Annotated in this window: 17 protein-coding genes; 7 read left to right on the top strand and 10 right to left on the bottom strand. The window is 70.5% G+C overall.

Features of this window, described 5'->3' with window-relative positions; all coding sequences use genetic code 11:
- The first annotated feature begins 45 nt into the window (after window positions 1-45).
- Window positions 46-648 (top strand): TetR/AcrR family transcriptional regulator, encoded by a 603-nt coding sequence (locus IFR11_RS05440; protein ID WP_191915483.1) that lies wholly within the window; start codon window positions 46-48, stop codon window positions 646-648.
- A gap of 35 nt (window positions 649-683) precedes the next feature.
- On the opposite strand, the gene IFR11_RS05435 is transcribed toward IFR11_RS05440, so the two are convergent.
- On the bottom strand, window positions 684-1,295 hold the full coding sequence (locus tag IFR11_RS05435; protein ID WP_070409151.1) for a TetR/AcrR family transcriptional regulator: 612 nt from the start codon (window positions 1,293-1,295) through the stop codon (window positions 684-686).
- A 185-nt stretch (window positions 1,296-1,480) separates the two neighbouring features.
- On the opposite strand from IFR11_RS05435, the gene IFR11_RS05430 reads away from it, so the two are divergent.
- From IFR11_RS05430 to IFR11_RS05410, 5 genes are all read left to right on the top strand, one after another.
- Window positions 1,481-2,782, top strand: coding sequence for an MFS transporter (locus tag IFR11_RS05430; protein WP_070409150.1), 1,302 nt, complete (start codon window positions 1,481-1,483; stop codon window positions 2,780-2,782).
- 54 nt (window positions 2,783-2,836) lie between these two features.
- Window positions 2,837-3,958, top strand: a complete 1,122-nt coding sequence (locus IFR11_RS05425) for a serine hydrolase (RefSeq protein WP_191915585.1) — start codon at window positions 2,837-2,839, stop codon at window positions 3,956-3,958.
- A 28-nt stretch (window positions 3,959-3,986) separates the two neighbouring features.
- Window positions 3,987-4,946 carry an alpha/beta hydrolase gene (locus IFR11_RS05420; protein WP_070409148.1) on the top strand — a complete coding sequence of 320 codons (960 nt, stop codon included), beginning with the start codon at window positions 3,987-3,989 and terminating at the stop codon, window positions 4,944-4,946.
- Between the two features lie 166 nt (window positions 4,947-5,112).
- Complete coding sequence (locus tag IFR11_RS05415) at window positions 5,113-5,742, top strand: hypothetical protein (RefSeq protein WP_191915482.1); 630 nt, start codon at window positions 5,113-5,115, stop codon at window positions 5,740-5,742.
- A 37-nt stretch (window positions 5,743-5,779) separates the two neighbouring features.
- A complete protein-coding gene (locus IFR11_RS05410) occupies window positions 5,780-6,778 on the top strand; it encodes a hypothetical protein (protein ID WP_206755296.1) in 999 nt (332 codons plus the stop codon).
- A gap of 254 nt (window positions 6,779-7,032) precedes the next feature.
- On the opposite strand, the gene IFR11_RS16220 is transcribed toward IFR11_RS05410, so the two are convergent.
- The 4 genes from IFR11_RS16220 to IFR11_RS05390 all read right to left on the bottom strand — a co-directional run bounded on the left by IFR11_RS16220 (window position 7,033) and on the right by IFR11_RS05390 (window position 11,221).
- Window positions 7,033-7,329: a hypothetical protein gene (locus IFR11_RS16220; protein WP_206755295.1), complete on the bottom strand. Its 297-nt coding sequence runs from the start codon at window positions 7,327-7,329 to the stop codon at window positions 7,033-7,035.
- Window positions 7,330-7,737: 408 nt separating this feature from the next.
- Complete coding sequence (locus tag IFR11_RS05400) at window positions 7,738-8,583, bottom strand: transglutaminase family protein (protein ID WP_055832855.1); 846 nt, start codon at window positions 8,581-8,583, stop codon at window positions 7,738-7,740.
- Entirely contained in the window at window positions 8,580-9,512 is a 933-nt protein-coding gene (locus IFR11_RS05395) for an alpha-E domain-containing protein (RefSeq protein WP_055832854.1), read from the bottom strand. Before IFR11_RS05395 ends, IFR11_RS05400 begins: the two co-directional genes overlap by 4 nt.
- The gene (locus IFR11_RS05390) at window positions 9,506-11,221 is read right to left on the bottom strand and encodes a circularly permuted type 2 ATP-grasp protein (protein WP_055832853.1); all 1,716 of its coding nucleotides are present in this window, start codon (window positions 11,219-11,221) and stop codon (window positions 9,506-9,508) included. The genes IFR11_RS05395 and IFR11_RS05390 overlap by 7 nt, the downstream gene beginning before the upstream one ends.
- Before the next feature lie 118 nt (window positions 11,222-11,339).
- On the opposite strand from IFR11_RS05390, the gene IFR11_RS05385 reads away from it, so the two are divergent.
- Window positions 11,340-12,563 carry a carbamoyl phosphate synthase large subunit gene (locus tag IFR11_RS05385; RefSeq protein WP_055832852.1) on the top strand — a complete coding sequence of 408 codons (1,224 nt, stop codon included), beginning with the start codon at window positions 11,340-11,342 and terminating at the stop codon, window positions 12,561-12,563.
- 79 nt (window positions 12,564-12,642) lie between these two features.
- Here the strand turns inward: IFR11_RS05385 and IFR11_RS05380 are convergent, their stop codons facing one another.
- From IFR11_RS05380 to IFR11_RS05360, 5 genes are all read right to left on the bottom strand, one after another.
- Window positions 12,643-13,824: a zinc-dependent alcohol dehydrogenase gene (locus tag IFR11_RS05380; protein WP_070409144.1), complete on the bottom strand. Its 1,182-nt coding sequence runs from the start codon at window positions 13,822-13,824 to the stop codon at window positions 12,643-12,645.
- Window positions 13,825-13,910: 86 nt separating this feature from the next.
- A complete protein-coding gene (locus IFR11_RS05375; protein WP_191915480.1) occupies window positions 13,911-14,630 on the bottom strand; it encodes a glycosyltransferase in 720 nt (239 codons plus the stop codon).
- Window positions 14,627-15,997 (bottom strand): PIG-L family deacetylase, encoded by a 1,371-nt coding sequence (locus IFR11_RS05370; protein WP_191915479.1) that lies wholly within the window; start codon window positions 15,995-15,997, stop codon window positions 14,627-14,629. Before IFR11_RS05370 ends, IFR11_RS05375 begins: the two co-directional genes overlap by 4 nt.
- Complete coding sequence (locus IFR11_RS05365; protein WP_342030247.1) at window positions 15,991-17,037, bottom strand: acyl-CoA dehydrogenase; 1,047 nt, start codon at window positions 17,035-17,037, stop codon at window positions 15,991-15,993. Before IFR11_RS05365 ends, IFR11_RS05370 begins: the two co-directional genes overlap by 7 nt.
- Before the next feature lie 91 nt (window positions 17,038-17,128).
- Window positions 17,129-18,298, bottom strand: a complete 1,170-nt coding sequence (locus IFR11_RS05360) for an alpha/beta fold hydrolase (RefSeq protein WP_191915478.1) — start codon at window positions 18,296-18,298, stop codon at window positions 17,129-17,131.
- Between the last annotated feature and the right edge of the window lie 105 nt (window positions 18,299-18,403).

The following is an 18,403-nucleotide window of genomic DNA, read 5'->3' as shown; positions in this document are numbered from 1 at the left end:
ACTATACGTTGCAGTGCAGAACTGCAGAGGCGGTAAGGTTGCCGGATGGCTGCAACTTCGCTTCGAGAGCGCTCGAAGGAGCGCCGGTACCGTGCTGTTCTCCTCGCCGGTATGCGGCTGTTCGCCGAGCAGGGCTACGACGCGACGACGGTGGCGCAGATCGCCGAGGAGGCGGAGGTGTCGACCCGCTCCGTGTCGGCGTACTTCCCGACGAAGCTGCACATCGCCACGGCGTCCTCGTCCGCGGCGGCTGATCGCCTGATCCTCGCGTTGCGCTCCCGAGACGAGGGCGCGTCGGTCGTCGATCGTGTCGTTCAGTGGCTCCGCGAGGAACCGGCCTTCGTTCCCGAGGAGGAGTGGCGGCTGAGAGCCGCGATGCTCGAGCGCAACCCCGTGCTGCAGGGGTCCGGGCCGGAGGACTCCCCTCCCCTGCTCGCGATCGCGGCGGACGCGATCGCGGAGGACCTCGACGTTCCGCTGGATCACCCGGGGGTGCAGATCACCCTGGGCATCCTGGCGGGGATCGTCGTGCGGGTGGAGCTGCTCTTCGGATCACACCGCGAGAACGAGGAGACTCTGGCACTCATTCACGATGCCCTCGCAGGCGCCGTCGACGCGGTCAGGCGAAGCAGCCGTTCTTCGGGCTGAGCGCAGGTCGCGCCGCCCTCGCGGCGGTCGTGTGCTCAGGCTCGTAGGAACGCCAGGAACGCGCCGAGGTGCGCGGCGACGTCGACGGTGGGGTCGTAGAGCCACTGCATCTGGAGCCCTCGCGCCATCGCCGTGAGTTGACGCGCAGTGAGGTCGAGGTCCAGGTCTGCGCGCAGACGACCCTTCTCCTGCTCGCGCTCGAGCTCCCGGCGAACGTCGGCATTGAAGAGATCGATCCGGCGATGGGTGAACTCGTGCCCCGGGTGGTCCTTGCGAATCGCTTCCGCCTGCATGGTGGCGTCGAGTTGAACCAGTCCCGGGAAATCCTCGTTCTGTCGCACGAGCTCCGGGAGTGCCGCCAGCAAGCCCTGCTCGGAGAGCGACTGCTCCAGCAGGGGCCGATCCCGCTCCGCCTGACGGTCGAAGACGGCCTGCAGCAGGTCCTCCTTCGAGGGGAAGTGGTAGCTGAGGGCGGCGTGGCTGACCCCGAGCTCCTCCGCGATCTTCCGCAACGACAGGCGTTGGAAGCCGTGCGTCGCGAAGATCTCGAACGCGCGATCGATGAAGTCGTCTCGTCGCTGCCGACCGTTCGCATAGCGCCCGCGCCGCTTCACCGACGCCGGCTGCTCCGTCGCCTCCACCGTCATCGGCTCTCCTTCGATCCGCGCGAACCGCGCCCCGCATCTCATCCTCGCACGAACTTTTGCCAGATCGAATACTTTCCACCACGAATACTTGCCAGAGTGGACGATATTGATCTACTGTCAGCCGCAGCCGGATTCGCCGGCACCCGCGACGAGGTCCGGCCTCGACGTCTTCGAAGGAGAAGGTCATGACAGAAGCGATTCCGGCGCCCCCTCGCACGGTGAACGCCTGGTGGGTGGGGACCGTGGCCGGCATGGCGTCCTTCGTCGATGGCGCAGCCCTGAACGGTGTCGGTTTCGCGCTGGTGATCCTCCAGCAGACGATCGGACTCACCCCCGGGCAGATCGGCGTGCTCACCAGCGCCCTCACCTTCGGGGTGGCGGTCGGAGCTCTGATCGGCGGTCGCCTCGGCGACCGCTTCGGGCGACGGCGGGTGTTCGTGGTCACGATGATCTTCATCGCCCTCGGCGCATCGGTCCCGATCGTGGCGACCGCGTTCCCTCTGCTGCTGCTGGGGCTGGGTGTCCTCGGCGTAGCGATCGGCGCCGATATCCCCGTCTCCCTCGCGACCATCGCCGAAGCGGCGACAGATCAGAACCGCGGCAAGATCCTCGTGATGTCCAACCTCCTCGCCGGAGTCGGCATCGGCGCCGTCGTCCTCGTCGCCACCCTCACCGGCGGGACCGGGATCTTCGCCGCGCAGGCCATCTTCGGCCTCATCGCCGTCGTCGCGGTCATCGTGCTCGCGCTGCGGCTCACCATCCCCGAGTCCACCAGCTGGCGCGCTGCCCGCCTGGAACAGACGCAGGGCGTGCACACCGTGCGCGCTGACCGGTCGAAGCTTCGGGATCTGATCACGCCCCCGCTGCGCTTCCCGTTCCTGATCCTCGTCGGCTTCTTCACGATGGTGAGCATCCCGATCACGCTCTTCGGCTCCTACGCGGCCTACATCGGAGCGAACTTCACCGGCACGCCCGTGTCCGAATTCTCCGTGTTCGTGCTGTTCCTCGTGCCGCTCGCGATCATCGTGCAGGTCATCTTCATGCGAGTGGTCGACACCCGCTTCCGCCTCACCTTCTTCATCCTCGGGGGAATCCTCTACGTCGCGGCGTACCTCATTCCCGTCATCCTCGGGATGAACCTGGCCACGCTCGTCACCACGGTGCTCGTCTCCGGCATGGGCACCGTCTTCTGCGGAGAGCCCATCTTCCGCGTCTGGGTGAACGAAGCGTTCCCGACCATGCTCCGCTCCACCGGCCAAGGCGTCATCTTCGCCATCGCCCGCATAGTGCCCGCACTGCTCCTGGCCCCCGTCCCGGTCCTTCTCGCGAACTCGATCAACGGCTTCCTGATCGCCCTCTCCGTCCTCGCCGCCGCCGGGATCGCCGTCGGCTGGTGGGGGGTGCGCAGCGGACGCCTCATCAACGAGTTCCACCACGAGACCGAGAGCATCGACATCACCGCCGCCACCGCGTCCTCGGCGTCCTGACCACCTCCACCCAGAAGGCCTCCACACCACCCATGAGCACTCCCGCCCCCCCCCATCCACGGACACGTCGAACCCGGATTCCAGCGCGTCGCCGACGCGTTCACGCAGAACTTCACCGAACGCGGCGACACCGGCGCCGCCTGCACCGTCTACCTCCACGGCGTCCCCGTCGTCGACCTCCACGCCGGCGCCTTCCGCCACGGACCCTGGACCGCCGACACCCGCAGCATCCTCTTCTCCGTCAGCAAAGGCGTCACCACCATCTGCCTGCTCATGGCCGTCGAAGCCGGCCATCTCACCCTCGATGAACCCGTCGCCACCTACTGGCCGGAGTTCGCCGACCGCGGCAAGAGCGCACTGACCGTCCGGCAGCTCCTCGCTCACCGCGCCGGACTCATCGCCCCCGACGAACCCCTCACCGTGGAGGACCTGCGCGCGTGGCACCCGGTCACCGAAGCCCTCGCCCGGCAGAACCCGCTCTGGGAGCCTGGGACCGCACACTCGTACCACGCGCTCACCTTCGGCTGGCTCGCCGGCGAAGTCCTCCGCCGCACCACCGGACTGCGCCCCGCGGACTGGCTCCACCAGCACATCGCCGGCCCCCTCGGCCTCGGACTCACCTTCGGGACCGACCCCGACACCGACCCGGACTTCGCGCTGCAGGAGCAGCCCCTCCCCGACACTGCCGCACCGCCGTGGAAAACCCCGGACCTGGACATGCTGGCGCGCGTCATGGGGATGAACGGAGCCATCGACGGCCTCAACCTCTTCGCCTCCGCGAACACCCCCGACCTCCTCGGCTTCGAGAACCCCGCCGCGAACATCGTCGGCACCGCCCACGACATCGCCCGCCTCTACGCCGCGACCATCGGCGAGGTCGACGGGATCCGCCTTCTCCAGCCCGCCACCACCCGCGACGCCCGCCTCCCCCAATCGGTCGGCGCACCGTTCTTCGGACCCGACTCGGGGCTCCGCTGGGGCACAGGATTCATGCTCGACTCCAGCCCCCGAGGCATGGCCGGCCCCGGCAGCTTCGGCCACGACGGAGCCGGAGGCCAGCTCGGCTTCGCGCACCCCGAATCCGGCGTCTCCCTCGGATACGCCACCGTCCGCCCCGGCGGCTACCCCGACGACCGCGCCGAAGCCCTCTGCCGCGCACTGCGCGACAGTCTCTGACACCCCACCTCTTCGAAGGAGAAGACCCATGCCGCTCGACCCATTCCTCGTCCCCCTGCTCGAGACCATGCCGCCCGTCCCCGCCGAGATCGAGGACATCGCCGCCTTCCGCTCGCAGGAGAACGCCGCCGCCGCCGCACTCGCCGAGCAGCTGCTCGAACCCGCCCCACCCGTCCGAAGCAAGCGCACCGCGAGACTCCCCGTCCAGGACGGGGAGATCACCCTCAACGTCTTCCACCCCGACAGCGACGGCCCCCACCCCATCCACCTCTACTTCCACGGCGGCGGATGGATCGGCGGCACCATCCACTCGATCGTCATCGACATCCTCTGCCAGGAACGCGCCGCCGGAGCAGACTGCATCGTTGTCGCCGTCGAGTACCGCAAAGCCCCCGAACACCCCTTCCCCACCGCCCTGAACGACAGCTACGCCGCGCTGCTCTGGGTCGCCGAGAACATCGAGAACCTCGGCGCCCGCGCCGACCTGATCACCGTCGGCGGAGGATCCGCCGGCGCCAACCTCGCCGCCGCCCTCTGCCTAAAAGCCCGAGACAACAACGGCCCCGCGATCGCCTTCCAACTGCTGGAAGTCCCCGCGCTCGACTTCACCTTCAGCAGCCCCTCCATCCGCCGAAACGCCACCGGCTACGGACTCACCGAGCAGACCCTGCACCTGTGCCGACGCCTGTACCTTCCGCCCGAGGCCGACGCGACCAACCCTTACGCCTCACCACTCCTCGCCGAGAACCTCAACGACCTGCCCCCGGCGCACATCATGTCCGCGGAATACGACCCCATCGCCGACGACGGCGCACGCTACGCCGAACGCCTCACCGCCGCCGGAGTACCCGCCACGTTCTCCCTCCAACGCGGGCACATCCACGGATCCAGCGCCTTCACGAAAGTCATGGCCTCCGCTCAAGCCTGGCGAGAAGAGGGACTGCAAGCCCTCCGAGCGGTCCACGCTCGACGCGCACTCAGGAGCTGAACCGCGACCGGTTGGCCATCCCCTTACGGGACAATCGGCTCGGCCCCCGGGTAGCCGTCAGGCGCACGCTCTTAACGGGGGATACGCCGATCCTCGGGTGATCGATGGGAGATGCGTCACACTGAGCGCGTCGAGTGTCGCGTCCCCCGCGCACGTCGACCGGACCGTGCCGACGCTGCGCGGCACGGACACCGGACCGCCCCACGTCTCGCGGCCGCCGCTCCTTCCGATCCCGATGCCGGACCGACCGCTGCGGAGCGCAGCACCCACGACTGAGCACGACGACGCCACCACCGACCAGGCCGGCCCCTCGCGCCGCCGTGTCGCGCAGGCCGCCGGCTGGTCTGTGCCTCTCGTCATCGCCGCCGTCGGCGCGCCCTCCGCGCACGCGAGCACGACCCCGCCGCCGCCGTTCGACAGACTGACCGGCACCTGGAGTACGCCGGAGTTGACCCAGTTCGGCCTCACTCAGGCGGTGTTCACCATCACCAACACCTCGCAGGAGACGCAGGTGTTCAGCGCGGTGCGTTTCGTCTACTCGACACGGGATGATCGGCGCTCGCTGATCGTCGGCGTCGACAACGGTGGAGGGGAAAGCCAAGCGTTCAATCTCAGCGGCTCTGGCAAGCCGAATGCTGTCGAGACCTACGGCTTCAGCCCGCTGGACGCGGGGCAGAGTCTCCGCTTCCTCTGCATCATGAATCGCAGCGGCGACTCCGCCACGATCGCCGTCACGGCGTCCGACTCCTCCGCGCAGACCTCCTTCGCGGCAGTGTTCATGCCGGACGGTCGCTGATCCGCAGGCGGAGCACACGTCCCGCAGCTCGCCGGCCGTGATGCTCACGATTCGTGCTCTCGGTCGATCGATCGGCGTCGACCTCAGCGCGGTATCCACGAAGGACCGCGAGGGCATGACCGCCCTATGGCAGCGCACGCGCCACGCGAGACCCGATCTTCCGAGCCACAGCTCCTTCACCATGGTGAGCACGCCGGATGCGTTCGAGCATCGGGCGGCGCAGGCGATCGCGGAGGTGACGCTGCGGGCGATCGAGGCCGCGCAGGGCTCTCTCCTGATGCTGCATGCCTGCGCCCTCGCGGACCGGACCGGCGCGGCGATCGTGCTCGTCGGCCCGTCCGGTCGCGGGAAGACGACGGCCGCCGCGACCCTGGGCCGCTCCTACGGATACCTCACCGACGAGACCACCGGGATCACCCCGGACGGGCGGATCCTCCCCTACGAGAAGCCTCTCCTCCTCCGCACCGCGGAGGGCATGCCCAAGCGGCCCTTCTCCCCCGACGCGCTCGGCCTCCTCCCCGCGCCCGCGCACCCGCGGCTGGCCGCGCTCGTGATCCTCGACCGCGACCCGTACCTGATCGGGGCGGCGCAGCTGGAACTCCTCGACCTGGCCGACGCGATCCCGCTCCTGGTCCCCGAGACGAGCGCCCTGCCGGCGCTCGAGAACGGCATCCCGATCCTCGCCCGCCTCGCCGCCGGCATCGGCGGCGTGTACCGCGTCCGCTACCGCGACGCCGAGCAGCTCGTCCCGATCACCGCCGGCCTCCTCGCAACTCCGCCCGCACAGGAGGACCGCTGGTCGGAGATCCCCGGGCGCAACGCGGTCACGGACGGGCAGCGGGTCGTCGTCCTCGCCGCCGACACCGTGCACGTGCTCGACGGGATCGCGGCGACCATCTGGCACCACCCGCGCCTGCACGGCGACGCTCTCACTATGGCCGTCACCGCTCAGCACGGGCACGCCGACGACGCGCCCAAGCGCGTCCGCGACGCGGCTGCACACCTGGTCGCGATCGGTCTGCACGCCGAGGCGTAGACGCGAGCGACCACCACCCCTGCGATACGAAGTGATCACAGAACGCCGCCACAGAAAGAGCAACTCCACACGTTCCGCCGAAGAAGACGACATGGTTCGTACTCAGCTCGGCTATGGCCGCCAGCGCATGGGAGACGACATGATCTCGGGCCACCTGCTCTGCGGCGACGCCGAAGAGCCGTTGAACCGCGCGCCGCTCTTCCTCGTCGAGGACACCGACCGTCGGTCCACGACCACCGAACGTCGGGCGCGCCTCACTCATACTTCTCTCGCAGGCGTTCGAGTGCGGCGCGAGCAGCTTTGCCCGGGCGAGCAGAGCGTGCGAGGACATCCGCGTAATCGGGGACCTCGACCCGAGCGATCAGATTGTCGACTGCCCCATCGATCTCTTTCTCGAGGCCATCAGCGGGACGCCGCGAAAGCAGATCGAAAAGCGTCTGCGCCGGCGTCGTGACGAGCCCACGCCCAAGACTCGTGCGCTCCAAGACGAGATCGAGCAGATCAAAACGCCGCGGGACGAAGAGGACGGTTCCTCCGTGATCCAGTTCCAAGGCCGAGTGCTTCCCCCGGTCGACCGCGACGGTTGCTACACCGATCGCTCGGGGAAGGACTCCCCAGTAGCGGGCCGCGCTTGTTCCCATCAGTGCGGCCGACCGGCCGCCCACCCGTGCCGCAGCGATAGCCAAGGCGGTGGACTCGAGCGACGGTCGCCAAGAACGCCCGTCTTCCCCATCGGGGGGAGCGGTATAGACACCATGAGACAGTCGCACCAGCGCGCCGCGGTCCGTCAACCTCTCAACGGTTCGCCACGTGTTCCGAACGAGCGGAGGGAGGTCTTTCAGGCGGGCTGTGCGCAACGGTGACGCAGCAATCGACCGTGCGATGTCGACGTCGGCGCCCATGAACCCTCCTATACCCCTGGAACTATACGCTCTGCGTATATTTCCGGGGAACCAGCGTCAGGTCTCGCGCGTGATCGTGACCTTCACCTTGAGGTTGCTCTTGCCGGGGCCGGCGTACACGCCGCGCAGGGGCGGCACGTCGTTGTAGTCGCGACCGCGACCGACGAGCACGTGACGGTCGCCGATCTCGATGTTGTTGGTGGGGTCGAAGCCCTGCCAGTCGCCGGCGAACCACTCCACCCACGCGTGCGACTCGCCCGTCACGGCCTCGCCCACCTCGGCGGACGGCTTCGGGTGCAGGTAGCCCGAGACGTACCGGGCCGGGATGCCGACTTCGCGCAGCGCCCCGATCGCGATGTGGGCGATGTCCTGGCAGACGCCCTTGCGGGCCTCCCACGCGTCGACCGCGGTGGAGTGCACTCCCGTGACGCCCTGCATGTAGTCGATCGCGTCACCCACGGCCTCGACGATGGCGTGCGCGGCCGGACCCGGGCGGTCGTGCTGCGCGGCGATGGCACGGGCGAGCTCGGCCACCTCGGCGTGCGGGGTCGTGCGGCGGGTCTGCGTCAGCTGCTCGACCGTGGTGATCGAGCGCGCCGACTCGGACGCCAACTGCTCCCACGTGATGTCGGCGTGCTCGATCGGGCGCGGCCGCACCTCGACGAGCGAGCGCGCCGTGATCGTGAGCGCCTGGTGCGGCGACAGCACGTCGAACGCCGCGACGCGCGTGCCGAAGTAGTCGACGTACTGGTTCACCGAGGTCGAGGGCTCGATGTCGAGCGACGAACTCAGCACGAACTGGCTGTCGGTGGAGTGCGGCAGCATGCGCGCCTCGTTGTACGACGCCGACACGTCGCCCGGGTAGGCGAAGCCGGTCTGGTGTTCGATGCGGAGGCGTTTCACGAGATCTCTCCGATCCAGCTGGGCTCGGCCTGCGTCGGGAAGAACCGCGAGCGGATGGCCTCCGACGCCTCGCGCGAGACCGTCTGCACGCGCTGCATGTGTTCGGGCAACTCCGCGAGGATGTCGCTGACCGGGCGGTACTCGAGGTCGTTGCGGATCTGTCCGAGGGCGCGCAGCACCGTGTTGGAGTGTCCGACGCGGTCGGCGCGGGGGTCGATCGCGCTCATGCAGTCCTCTGCCCGCTGGATCGAGTAGATGATCGACCGCGGGAACAGACGGTCGAGCAGCAGGAACTCGGCGGCGTTTCGCGCACTGGGCATGCCGCGGTAGGTGCGCAGGTACGCCTCGTACGCCCCGCAGGAGCGCAGGATCGTCGTCCACGACGGACCCGACACCTCGGTGAGCGAGCGGGTGGCCAGCAGGCGAGCCGTCATGTCGGTGCGCTCGATGCTGCGCCCGAGGGTGAAGAACTGCCACGCCTCGTCGCGGTTGGTCGAGGAGTCGACGATGCCGATCGCGAGGGCGGCGCGCTCGCGCACCCACTGGAAGAACTCGTGCACCTTGTCGGTCTGCAGGCGGCGGGGCATGCGGGAGTTCGTGGTGTTGAGGATCTCCCACAGCTCCGTCGACACGATCTCGCGAGCCCGGCGGGCGTTCTCGCGCGCCGCGGTGATCGAGTAGGCGATGCTCGACGGGTTCATGCGGTCGACGGCCAGACGCGCGAGCACGTCGTCGCGACGCACGGTGTCGAGCTCTTCGGGCCAGGCCGACCCCATCACGCTGAGCAGCGACCGGCAGGCGGTGTCCTCGTCGATCCACGGATCCTCGAGCAGCAGTTGCAGGTGCACGTCGAGGATGCGCGCGGTCCCGTCGCTGCGCTCGATGTAGCGCCCGATCCAGAACAGGCTCTCGGCGATCCGACTCAGCATTCCGGCACCTCTCGCGCTTGCTGCTGCTGCTCGGCCTGAGGGCCGTGCTGCACACCGGCATCCTGTTGCTGCTGCTCCTGCTGATCGCGGCCCGGGCGTTGGTCGCGGGGCGAGGTGGCGGGGGCGGGCTGGCCGTCGTAGATGATCGGGATCGACTCGGTGACCGCGGCCTGATCGGCCACGAGACCCGACACGCCCTGACCCTGGCCGTACTCGACGTGCGAGGGGGCCGCTCCGCCGACGATCCACGTGTCCTTCGACCCGCCGCCCTGGCTGGAGTTGACCACGAGCTGTCCCTCGGGAAGGGCGACGCGGGTCAGGCCGCCGGGCAGCACCCAGATGTCGTCGCCGTCGTTCACCGCGAAGGGACGCAGGTCGGCGTGCCGCGGGCGCATGCCGTCTTCGACCAGCGTGGGGATGGTCGACAGCATGACCACCGGCTGAGCGATCCACCCGCGCGGGTCGGCCAGCAGGCGCTTGCGCAACGTGTCGAGTTCGGCCGGCGAAGCGTCGGGGCCCACGACCAGGCCCTTTCCGCCGGAGCCGTCGACGGGCTTCACGACCAGTTCGGGCAGACGATCGAGCACCTCTTCGAGGGCGCCCGGGTCTTCGAGCCGCCACGTGTCGACGTTCTTGAGGATGGGCTCCTCGGCCAGGTAGTACCGGATGAGCTCGGGCACGTAGGTGTAGAGCAGCTTGTCGTCGGCGACGCCGTTGCCGACGGCGTTGGCGATCGTGACGTTGCCCAACCGCGCGGCGAGCATGATCCCGGGGGCGCCGAGCATGGAGTCGGCGCGGAACTGCAGCGGGTCGAGGAACTCGTCGTCGACGCGACGGTAGATCACGTCGACGCGCTGGGGGCCGCGGGTGGTGCGCATGAAGACCTTGCCGCCGATGCACAGCAGGTCGCGCCCCTCGACCAGCTCCACGCCCATGAGGCGCGCGAGCAGCGTGTGCTCGAAGTAGGCGGAGTTGTAGACGCCCGGGGTGAGCACGACGATGTTCGGGTCGTCGATTCCGGGCGGGGCCGACGCGCGCAGCGCCGACAGCAGCTTGTTCGGGTAGTCGCCGACCGGGCGCACCCGCATCGAGACGAACAGCTCGGGCAGGGTCTGCGCCATCACGCGGCGGTTCGAGATGACGTACGAGACCCCCGAGGGAACGCGCACGTTGTCTTCGAGCACCCGCATCTCGCCGTGCTCGTCGCGGATCAGATCGATGCCCGACACCTGGATGCGCACGCCGTTGGCACTGCGGATGCCGGCGGCCTGGCGGTAGAAGTACTGCGACGACGCGATGAGACCGGCGGGGAGGATGCCGTCGCGCACGCAGTGCTGGTTGCCGTACGCGTCGTCGAGGAAGGCCTCCAGCGCGCGGACGCGCTGTTTGACGCCGGCCTCGATGCGCGACCACTCGTCGTACGCGATGACCCGGGGCACGGCATCCAGGGGGAAGGGCCGTTCCTCACCCGCGAAGTCGAAGGTGACGCCCTGCGCCAGATACGAACTCGCGAGGGACTCGGTGCGACCGCGCAGCTCCTGCTGCGTCATCTTCGCGAGCGTCTGGTACAGCTCCCGGTACGCCTCGCGCGAGGGCACGGCGTCTCCGGGACCAGCCGGACCGCCGAACATCTCGTCGTACGCCGGAACGCCGGATGCGGTTTTGCGCGGCGCCAGCGTGGAGCCGTAACCGTCGAACAGGTCACCCATGCGATGACTCTACTCAGCGCCGTGTTGCCGACACGTTTCCTCCGCCGGTGACACGTGCGCGGACACGGGCGATGGATAGAGTGACGGCAACGTCCGCCGCCACGATAAGGGTGCCTCCATGCGCGTGCTCGTCACCAGTTCCCGCAACACGTTCGCTCTCGACCTGATCCGCAAGCTCGGCAGCGTCGGGCATACCGTCTTCGCCAGCGACACCTACGACGGGGCCGTGGGAAACCACTCGCGCTTCCTCGCCGGGCACCTCGCGACGCCCTCCCCGCGCTTCGAGACCGACGCGTTCATCGCCGCGGTCTCCGACTACGTCGAAAAGCACAGCATCGACCTGATCATCCCCACGTTCGAGGAGGTGTTCTACCTCGCCGCGCGCGTGGCCGACCTGCCCTCGAGCGTGCGCCTGTTCGCCGGGGACTTCGCCGACCTGGCCCGCCTGCACGACAAGGCCAGCTTCCAGCGCCTGGCTCAGGATGCCGGGGTGCCCATCCCCGAGACGGTCGTCGTCACCTCGCCCGACGAGCTGCGCGCCGCCATCGACAGCTTCCCCCGCTTCTTCGCCCGCGCGGCCTTCTCGCGCGGCGGCGTGGGCCTGCTGACCAACACGGGTCCGCTGGCAGGCAAGATCCCCGTCGAGGAGTGCGTGCCCACCCCCGAGCAGCCGTGGCTCGTTCAGCCCTTCGTCGACGGACCCATGGTCTGCACGTACAGCGTCGTCGTCGACGGCAAGGTGCTCGCCCACACCACGTACAAGGCGGCAGAGCAGTGGGCGCACTCCACGGCCATCGCGTTCATCGCCGTCGACAGCACCGACACCCTGCGCTACACGCAGCAGCTCGTCGACGCGCTCGACCCCGGCTTCTCGGGCCAGATCTCGTTCGACTTCGTCGACCACGGCAGCGAGGCCGCGCCCGACTACAAGATCATCGAGTGCAACCCGCGTCCCACCAACGGCGTGATCCTGCTCGAGGCCGCCGACGTGTCGAAGGCGATCGAGGGCCGGCTCGACGAGCCCGTCGTCGCCATCGCCGGCACCGAGCGGCAGATCACCCTCGCGGTTCTCGCCGACGCCTTCACCGAGCCGCTGTCGCACCTGTCGAAGACGCTGCACGACCTGCTGCACGTGCGCGACGTGGGCGCGGGCTGGTGGGACGGTGCCGCGATGCTGTGGAGCCCCGCGACCATCGTGCACGGCGCGAAGATCTCGCACGGCGACCGCAAAGAGATCCTCGCCGCCCTCGGCGACGACATCGTGTGGAACGGCGAGCCGATCGAGGGCATGTCCGACGCCGACGCCTCGGCCCTCGAGGCCGTGCACGCCGGCCGCGCCTGACGCGCGCGAGTCGCCGAGGTTCGTCGCTTCCGGCATCCGCCGGGCGACGAACCTCGGCGACTCACGCCACGGGTGCGGGTCAGGAACCGGGGCGCAGGACGACCTTGATGCAGCCGTCTTCCTTCTTCTGGAACGTCTCGTACAGGCCGGGGGCGTCTTCGAGCGGCGCGTGGTGCGTGACGAGGTCCATCACGCCGAGCGGGTCGGCGGAGTCCTCGACCAGGGGCAGCAGGTCGTCGATCCACCGCTTGACGTTGCACTGGCCCATGCGGAAGGTGATCTGCTTGTCGAACATCGTCTTCATGGGCAGCACGTCGGCCTCACCGGCGTACACGCCGCTGAGCGAAACGGTGCCGCCGCGACGCACGAGGTCGATCGAGGCGTAGACCGCGGCGAGACGATCGAGACCCGCCTTGTCCATGAGCGTGCGCGCCAGGGGGTCCGGCAGCAGGCCGATGGCGCTCTGCGCCAGCTTGATGCCGCCGTTGCCATGGGCCTCCATGCCCACGGCATCCACGACACCGTCCACTCCGCGCCCCTCGGTGAGGTCGACGAGCTCGTCGACCACCGTGTCGGTGAGGTCGTAGGTGAGCACGCCGTGGCGTTCGGCCATGGCCCGGCGGTCGGCCTCGGGCTCGATCGCGAGCACGCGGTAGCCGAGGTGCACGCCGATGCGGGCGGCGAACTGTCCGACGGGGCCGAGACCCATCACCGCGAGCGTGCCCCCCTCGGGGACGTCGGCGTACTTCACGCCCTGCCAGGCGGTGGGCACGATGTCGCTGAGGAAGAGGTAGCGGTCATCGGGCAGGTCGTCGCCGACGCGGATGTGGTTGTAGTCGGCGAGCGGCACGCGCAGGTACTCGGCCTGTCCGCCCGGCACCTGGCCGTAGAGCTTGGTGTAGCCGAAGAGGGCGGCGCCGCTGCCGTACTCGCGCACCTGCGTGGTCTCGCACTGCGACTGCAGGCCGCGGCGGCACATGAAGCAGTGCCCGCACGAGATGTTGAACGGCACGACGATGCGGTCGCCGACGGCGAGGTTCGTCACGGCCGACCCCACCTCGACCACGACGCCCATCGGCTCGTGTCCGAGAACATCGCCCTTGTCGATGAACGGTCCGAAGAGCTCGTACAGGTGCAGGTCGGAGCCGCAGATCGCCGTCGAGGTGATCTTCACGATCGCGTCGGTGGGTTCGAGGATCTGCGGGTCGGGGACCTCCTCGACGCTCACGCTGCGCTTGCCCTGCCAGGTCAGTGCCTTCATGGTCGTGCCTCTCGTTCCGGGGGGTTCCAGTGTGGGACGGGTCGTCGCGTGCGACCGAGGTGGTTGACGAACCCCCCGTCGGTGCGTCAGGCCCCCGGAGCCGCGAGTGGCGACGCGTCGACCCAGGCGTGCACCCGGCGCAGGAACGCGGCGTATCCGGCGGGGGTGCGGCCGGTGAAACGGCCCGAGGTCTCGACCTCGTGCGCGTCGCTCACGTGCACCGCCGCCCCCGCCGCGCGGGCCGCCTGCACGAACGCCACGTCTTCGTGCTCGATGAGATCCCGGATGCCACCCGCCCGGGCGTACATGCTCCCCCGCACGCCGAGGTTGGCTCCGTGGACGTTCCCGGCGGGCTCACCCCGCCGATGAGTCGCCCGCCAGTACGAGGCATGCCGGGCGCTGAGGTCGGCGAAGTCGGGGCGCACCGTTCCGAGCACGAGGTCGGCTCCGGCATCCATCCGCGCGAGCTGGTGCGTGATCCAGTCGGGCGGCACGACCGTGTCGGCGTCGGTCATCGCGATCCACGTGTCGTGCGGGTCGGTCGCGAGCGCGGCCAGGGCGTGCGTGACACCGCTCCGGCGGGCGGTGCCGACGTTGCGCGCGGCGATCTCGAGCGTGTCGACCGGCCAGCGTCGCACCTGGGGCGCCGTCGTGTCGGTGCACGCGTCGAGGACGACCACCACGGTCACGGCGAGGTCGGGCTCGAACGACCGCGCCTGCGCGACGGCGCGCACGACCGAGGCGAGGCAGCGCCCGATCAGCGCTTCTTCGTCGTGCGCGGGGATGACCACCGCCACCGCTCTCACGGCACGAGTCCCGCCTCGGCCGCCACCGACCGCGCCCCCGGTCGGCCGTAGACCTCGAGCACGAAGTCCCGCTCCTCGTGCCGCACCAGGCGAACGAGGTCGGGACGGGCCGCGAGCGCGTCGTGCACGTCGTCGCCGCTGCGCGGATACTCGGCGACCGGATGCCGCCAGTGACAGGCCGCGAGATGACCGTCGGCGCTCAGCGACGCGATGGATGCCGTGATCCCGCGGTCGAGGTCGGGACCGGCCCAGTAGTACGCGACCTCCGACAGCACGACGAGGTCGACGTCACCCTCGGGCCACTCGCCGGGGAGCGTCGCTCGGCGCAGCTCGACGTTCGTCCGCTCCGCGAGCCGCCGGCGCGCACGGTAGAGGGCGGCGGGGGCGAGGTCGACGGCGAGCACCCGATCGCAACGGTCGGCGAGGGCGAGGGTGAGCGCCCCGGTCGCGCAGCCCGCCTCGAAGGCGGCGCGATACCGCCGTCGGGGGAGGGAGGCGAGCAGCACGGCGCGCTTTCGCTCCTCGTACCAGCGCGAGTCGAAGCCCCACGGGTCGTCGTGCCGGTCGTACATGTCGTCGAAGTACTCCTGACCGACGGTGGTCGTGGGGTCGGCGGGGGCGTCTTCGGGGGCGAAGAACACCTCCGCGTCCCGCTCGAAGTGCGAACGCATGCGCGCGTGCACCATCGGCTCGTCGCCGGGCGCGGCCGACAGCGGGGCGATCTGACTCGCGTGCGCGTCGAGTGCGCGGGTCTTGGCATCCCGAGCAGCGGGGTCGAGGGCCAGACGCTCGGCGCGCGTCCAGGGCACGTCTGCGGCGCCTCCCCAGTGCCAGAGCCAGATGGGGAAAGCGCGCGAGCGCACGCCACGGGCCGCGCACACCTCGTCGACGATCTCGCCGACGACGCGGTGATCGCGGTGCCCGTCGCCGCGCCACGGCGACAGCACGAGCACGCGGTCGGCTCCGGCACGGTCGAGGGCGTCGCCGAGCGCCGCGGCGATGGCCGGCCGGTGGGCGTCGGTACCGCCGTCGGGCAGCCCGAGGAAGATCGGCGCCGCGGTCATCCCGACGATCGCGGCGGCCTCGTGCAGCTCGCGACGACGCAGCAGCGCGAGCGACGCGGGCGTGTGCGTGGGCGATGCGGGGTGCGACGCCTCACCGTCGGTCACCACCAGCAGATCGAGGGGAATGCCGCGGGCCGAGGCCGTGGCGAGCAGCCCCGCCGCCCCGAGCGTCTCATCGTCGGGGTGCGCCGCGACGACGATCACGCGGTCGACGTCGAGGTCGACGGCGGGCAGCTCGCGCCGCAGGGCGGCGGTCCAGGTGCTCTCGTCGGTCCCCGCGTCGCGGTGGTCGAAGCTCACCACGCGGCGCCCCCCGCCGCGACGTCGCCGCCGATTTTCGCCAGATCGCGCGCGGCGTGATGCTGACGCACGTAGACCTGCAAGTCGGCCACGCGGCGGGCGTGCGCCTCGTCGGCGACGAGCGGCGACGGCCCGAGGGCGTGGGCCGCCTCAGCGAGTGTCGTCTCCACCGCGTCGGCCACCACCGAGCGCGCGCGGGCGGCACGGAGCCCCGCGGATGCCGCGCCCCCGGCCGCGAACACCGTCGCCGTCTCGGTCAGGACGGCGCGGGCGGCCCAGAGGGCGACGTCGGCTCGGCCAAGGTGCGTGCGCGCGAGCTGATCCGCCCGCTCGCCGCGCGCCGCCGCGGCGAGCGCATCGCGGAGGGGCAGCGCCCCGCCCCACCAGCACGCCGCGACCCCCACGCCACCGTGCGCGAATCCCGGGCGCCGCAGATACCAGCCGGGCTCCCCCACCGGACGCGCGGTCGCGCCGTCGACGTCGATCGGGGCGCTCACGACCCGGTCCAGGCCGCGGGCGTGCCACGGTCCCGACCGCGCCCGCACGGCGGGGCCGCGCAGATCGAGCGCGAAGAGCTGCCGCCGCTCGTCGTCGACCCAGGCGGTGACGAGGGCCTGGTCGAGGTCGGCGGCGAGCGAGCACCAGGGTTTGGTGCCGTGCAGGGTCCAGGTGCCGGCATCCTGTCGCGCGTCGAGACGCATGCCCGGGCCCTCCGCGGCGAAGACGCCCCACGATCCCGACGGCTCGACGTCGAGGGCGGATCCGGCCGCGGCGGCCTCGTCGAGGATGGCGAGGGCGTCGAGGTGCGGCTCCAGCACGCGGGCCGCGGCCACGTCGCGCGCGGCCACCGAGGCGAGCAGTTCCCAGGTCGCCGCGACCGAAGCGGGCCGGGGGACGCCCGTGGCCCAGGCGAGCGTGGCGGCGATGTCGGTGCCGAGTCCGTCCACGGCATCCGCTTTCTCGAGAGCGGCGCGGACGCCGTCGAGGTCGACCGTGCCGGGCGGGAAGAGCAGGGAGAAGCGGGGATGGTCGCCGTCTGTCACCGCCCCACCCTCGGCGCGAGGAACGTTTTACGACAGAGCCTTGACACCGACCCGCGGGCGGACAGTGGATGCCGCTCGTCGGCGCCGCGGCTCAGCGGCGTCGAAGCACACGGCGGCGGACCACGGCGTCCAGCCGCGCGACTTGCACGAGAAGCGACGGGAACGACGCCGACAGACCGGTGCGCGGCAGCCGGTCGAGCGCCGGCTCGTCGCCGGGCAGGGCCGCCTGCTGACCGCGCACGAGCCGCCGGACGGCGTTCAGCAGCGCCATCGGGTGGGTGTCGAGGGCGCTGTGCCCGTTGTGCAGGCGCACGAGGGTGGCATCCGGAGCCGCGGCGACCACCCGCTCGGCGATCGCCGGCGGGGTGCGCAGGTCGCGGTCGCCCGAGAGCACGACGAGCGGCCAGTCGAAGGCGCGCACGGCCGCGCGCAGGTCGTACGGTTCCCCCGCGAACGCGGCGTAGCGCGGGGCGAGGGGCAGGTAGGTGCGCACCGGGTCCAGCGGGTGCCCGTCGAGGGCACCGCCGTATCCCAGCTCGCGGAAGGCGATCGTGCCCACGAGGTCGAACTCGTAGATGCGCGGAATGTCGGCGATCTCGGCATCGCGCGTGGCGTAGGCGGTGAGCGCCCGCCAGGCAAGACCGGGCTCATGGCGCACGAGCGGGTGGACGAAGTCGGTCCCGCCGAGTTCGTACGCGGCCCGCACGACGTCGAGCACGATGCGCTCCGAGACACCCGCCGCGATGAGACGTCGGACCCCGCGCGCCATGTCGTCGTCGGCATCCCAGAACAATCGCCGCACGCACGCGCGTTCGAGGTCGACGTCGTGGGCCGACTGCAGGGCGGAGTCGAGCAGCATCGATGCCACCCGTTCTGGATGCCGGGCCCCGAACGCCATCGCCAGATAGCTGCCGTACGAGGAGCCGACGATCACCGCACGGTCGACGCCCTCCGCGTCCAGCACGGCGGCGATGTCGTCGAGCACCGCGGTGACGCGCATCGCCGCGGGCGGGAGCGGATGACCGTCGAGGTCGCGGCGGGAGCGTCCGACGCCGCGATGCTCGATCATGATCAGGTCGAGCCCGCCGCGGGCTGCTCGCCGCCGCAGGCCGCGATAGGGCAGGACCGACGCCAGTCCCGGACCCCCGGGAATGACCACGGCGGGCGTCGCGCCGCGCGGTCCCGACCGCACGTACGCCAGGTCGAAGGCGGGCGCCGCGTCGGAGGCGGGACGCCGGAGGGACCGCAGGCTCTCGCGCATGCGTGAACGCTACCCGGCCGAGACGCACGCGGGCTTTCACGCGCACCGTTAGCTCGCGCGGAGGTTCCGCTCGGCGGGTATCGCGTTCCCCGCGGACGGTCTTCG

The organism is Microbacterium sp. CFBP 8801 (assembly GCF_014839455.1).
GTDB lineage: Bacteria > Actinomycetota > Actinomycetes > Actinomycetales > Microbacteriaceae > Microbacterium.
Note: the sequence above shows the minus strand (reverse complement) of the source record. Positions and strands in the feature narration are given on the sequence as shown.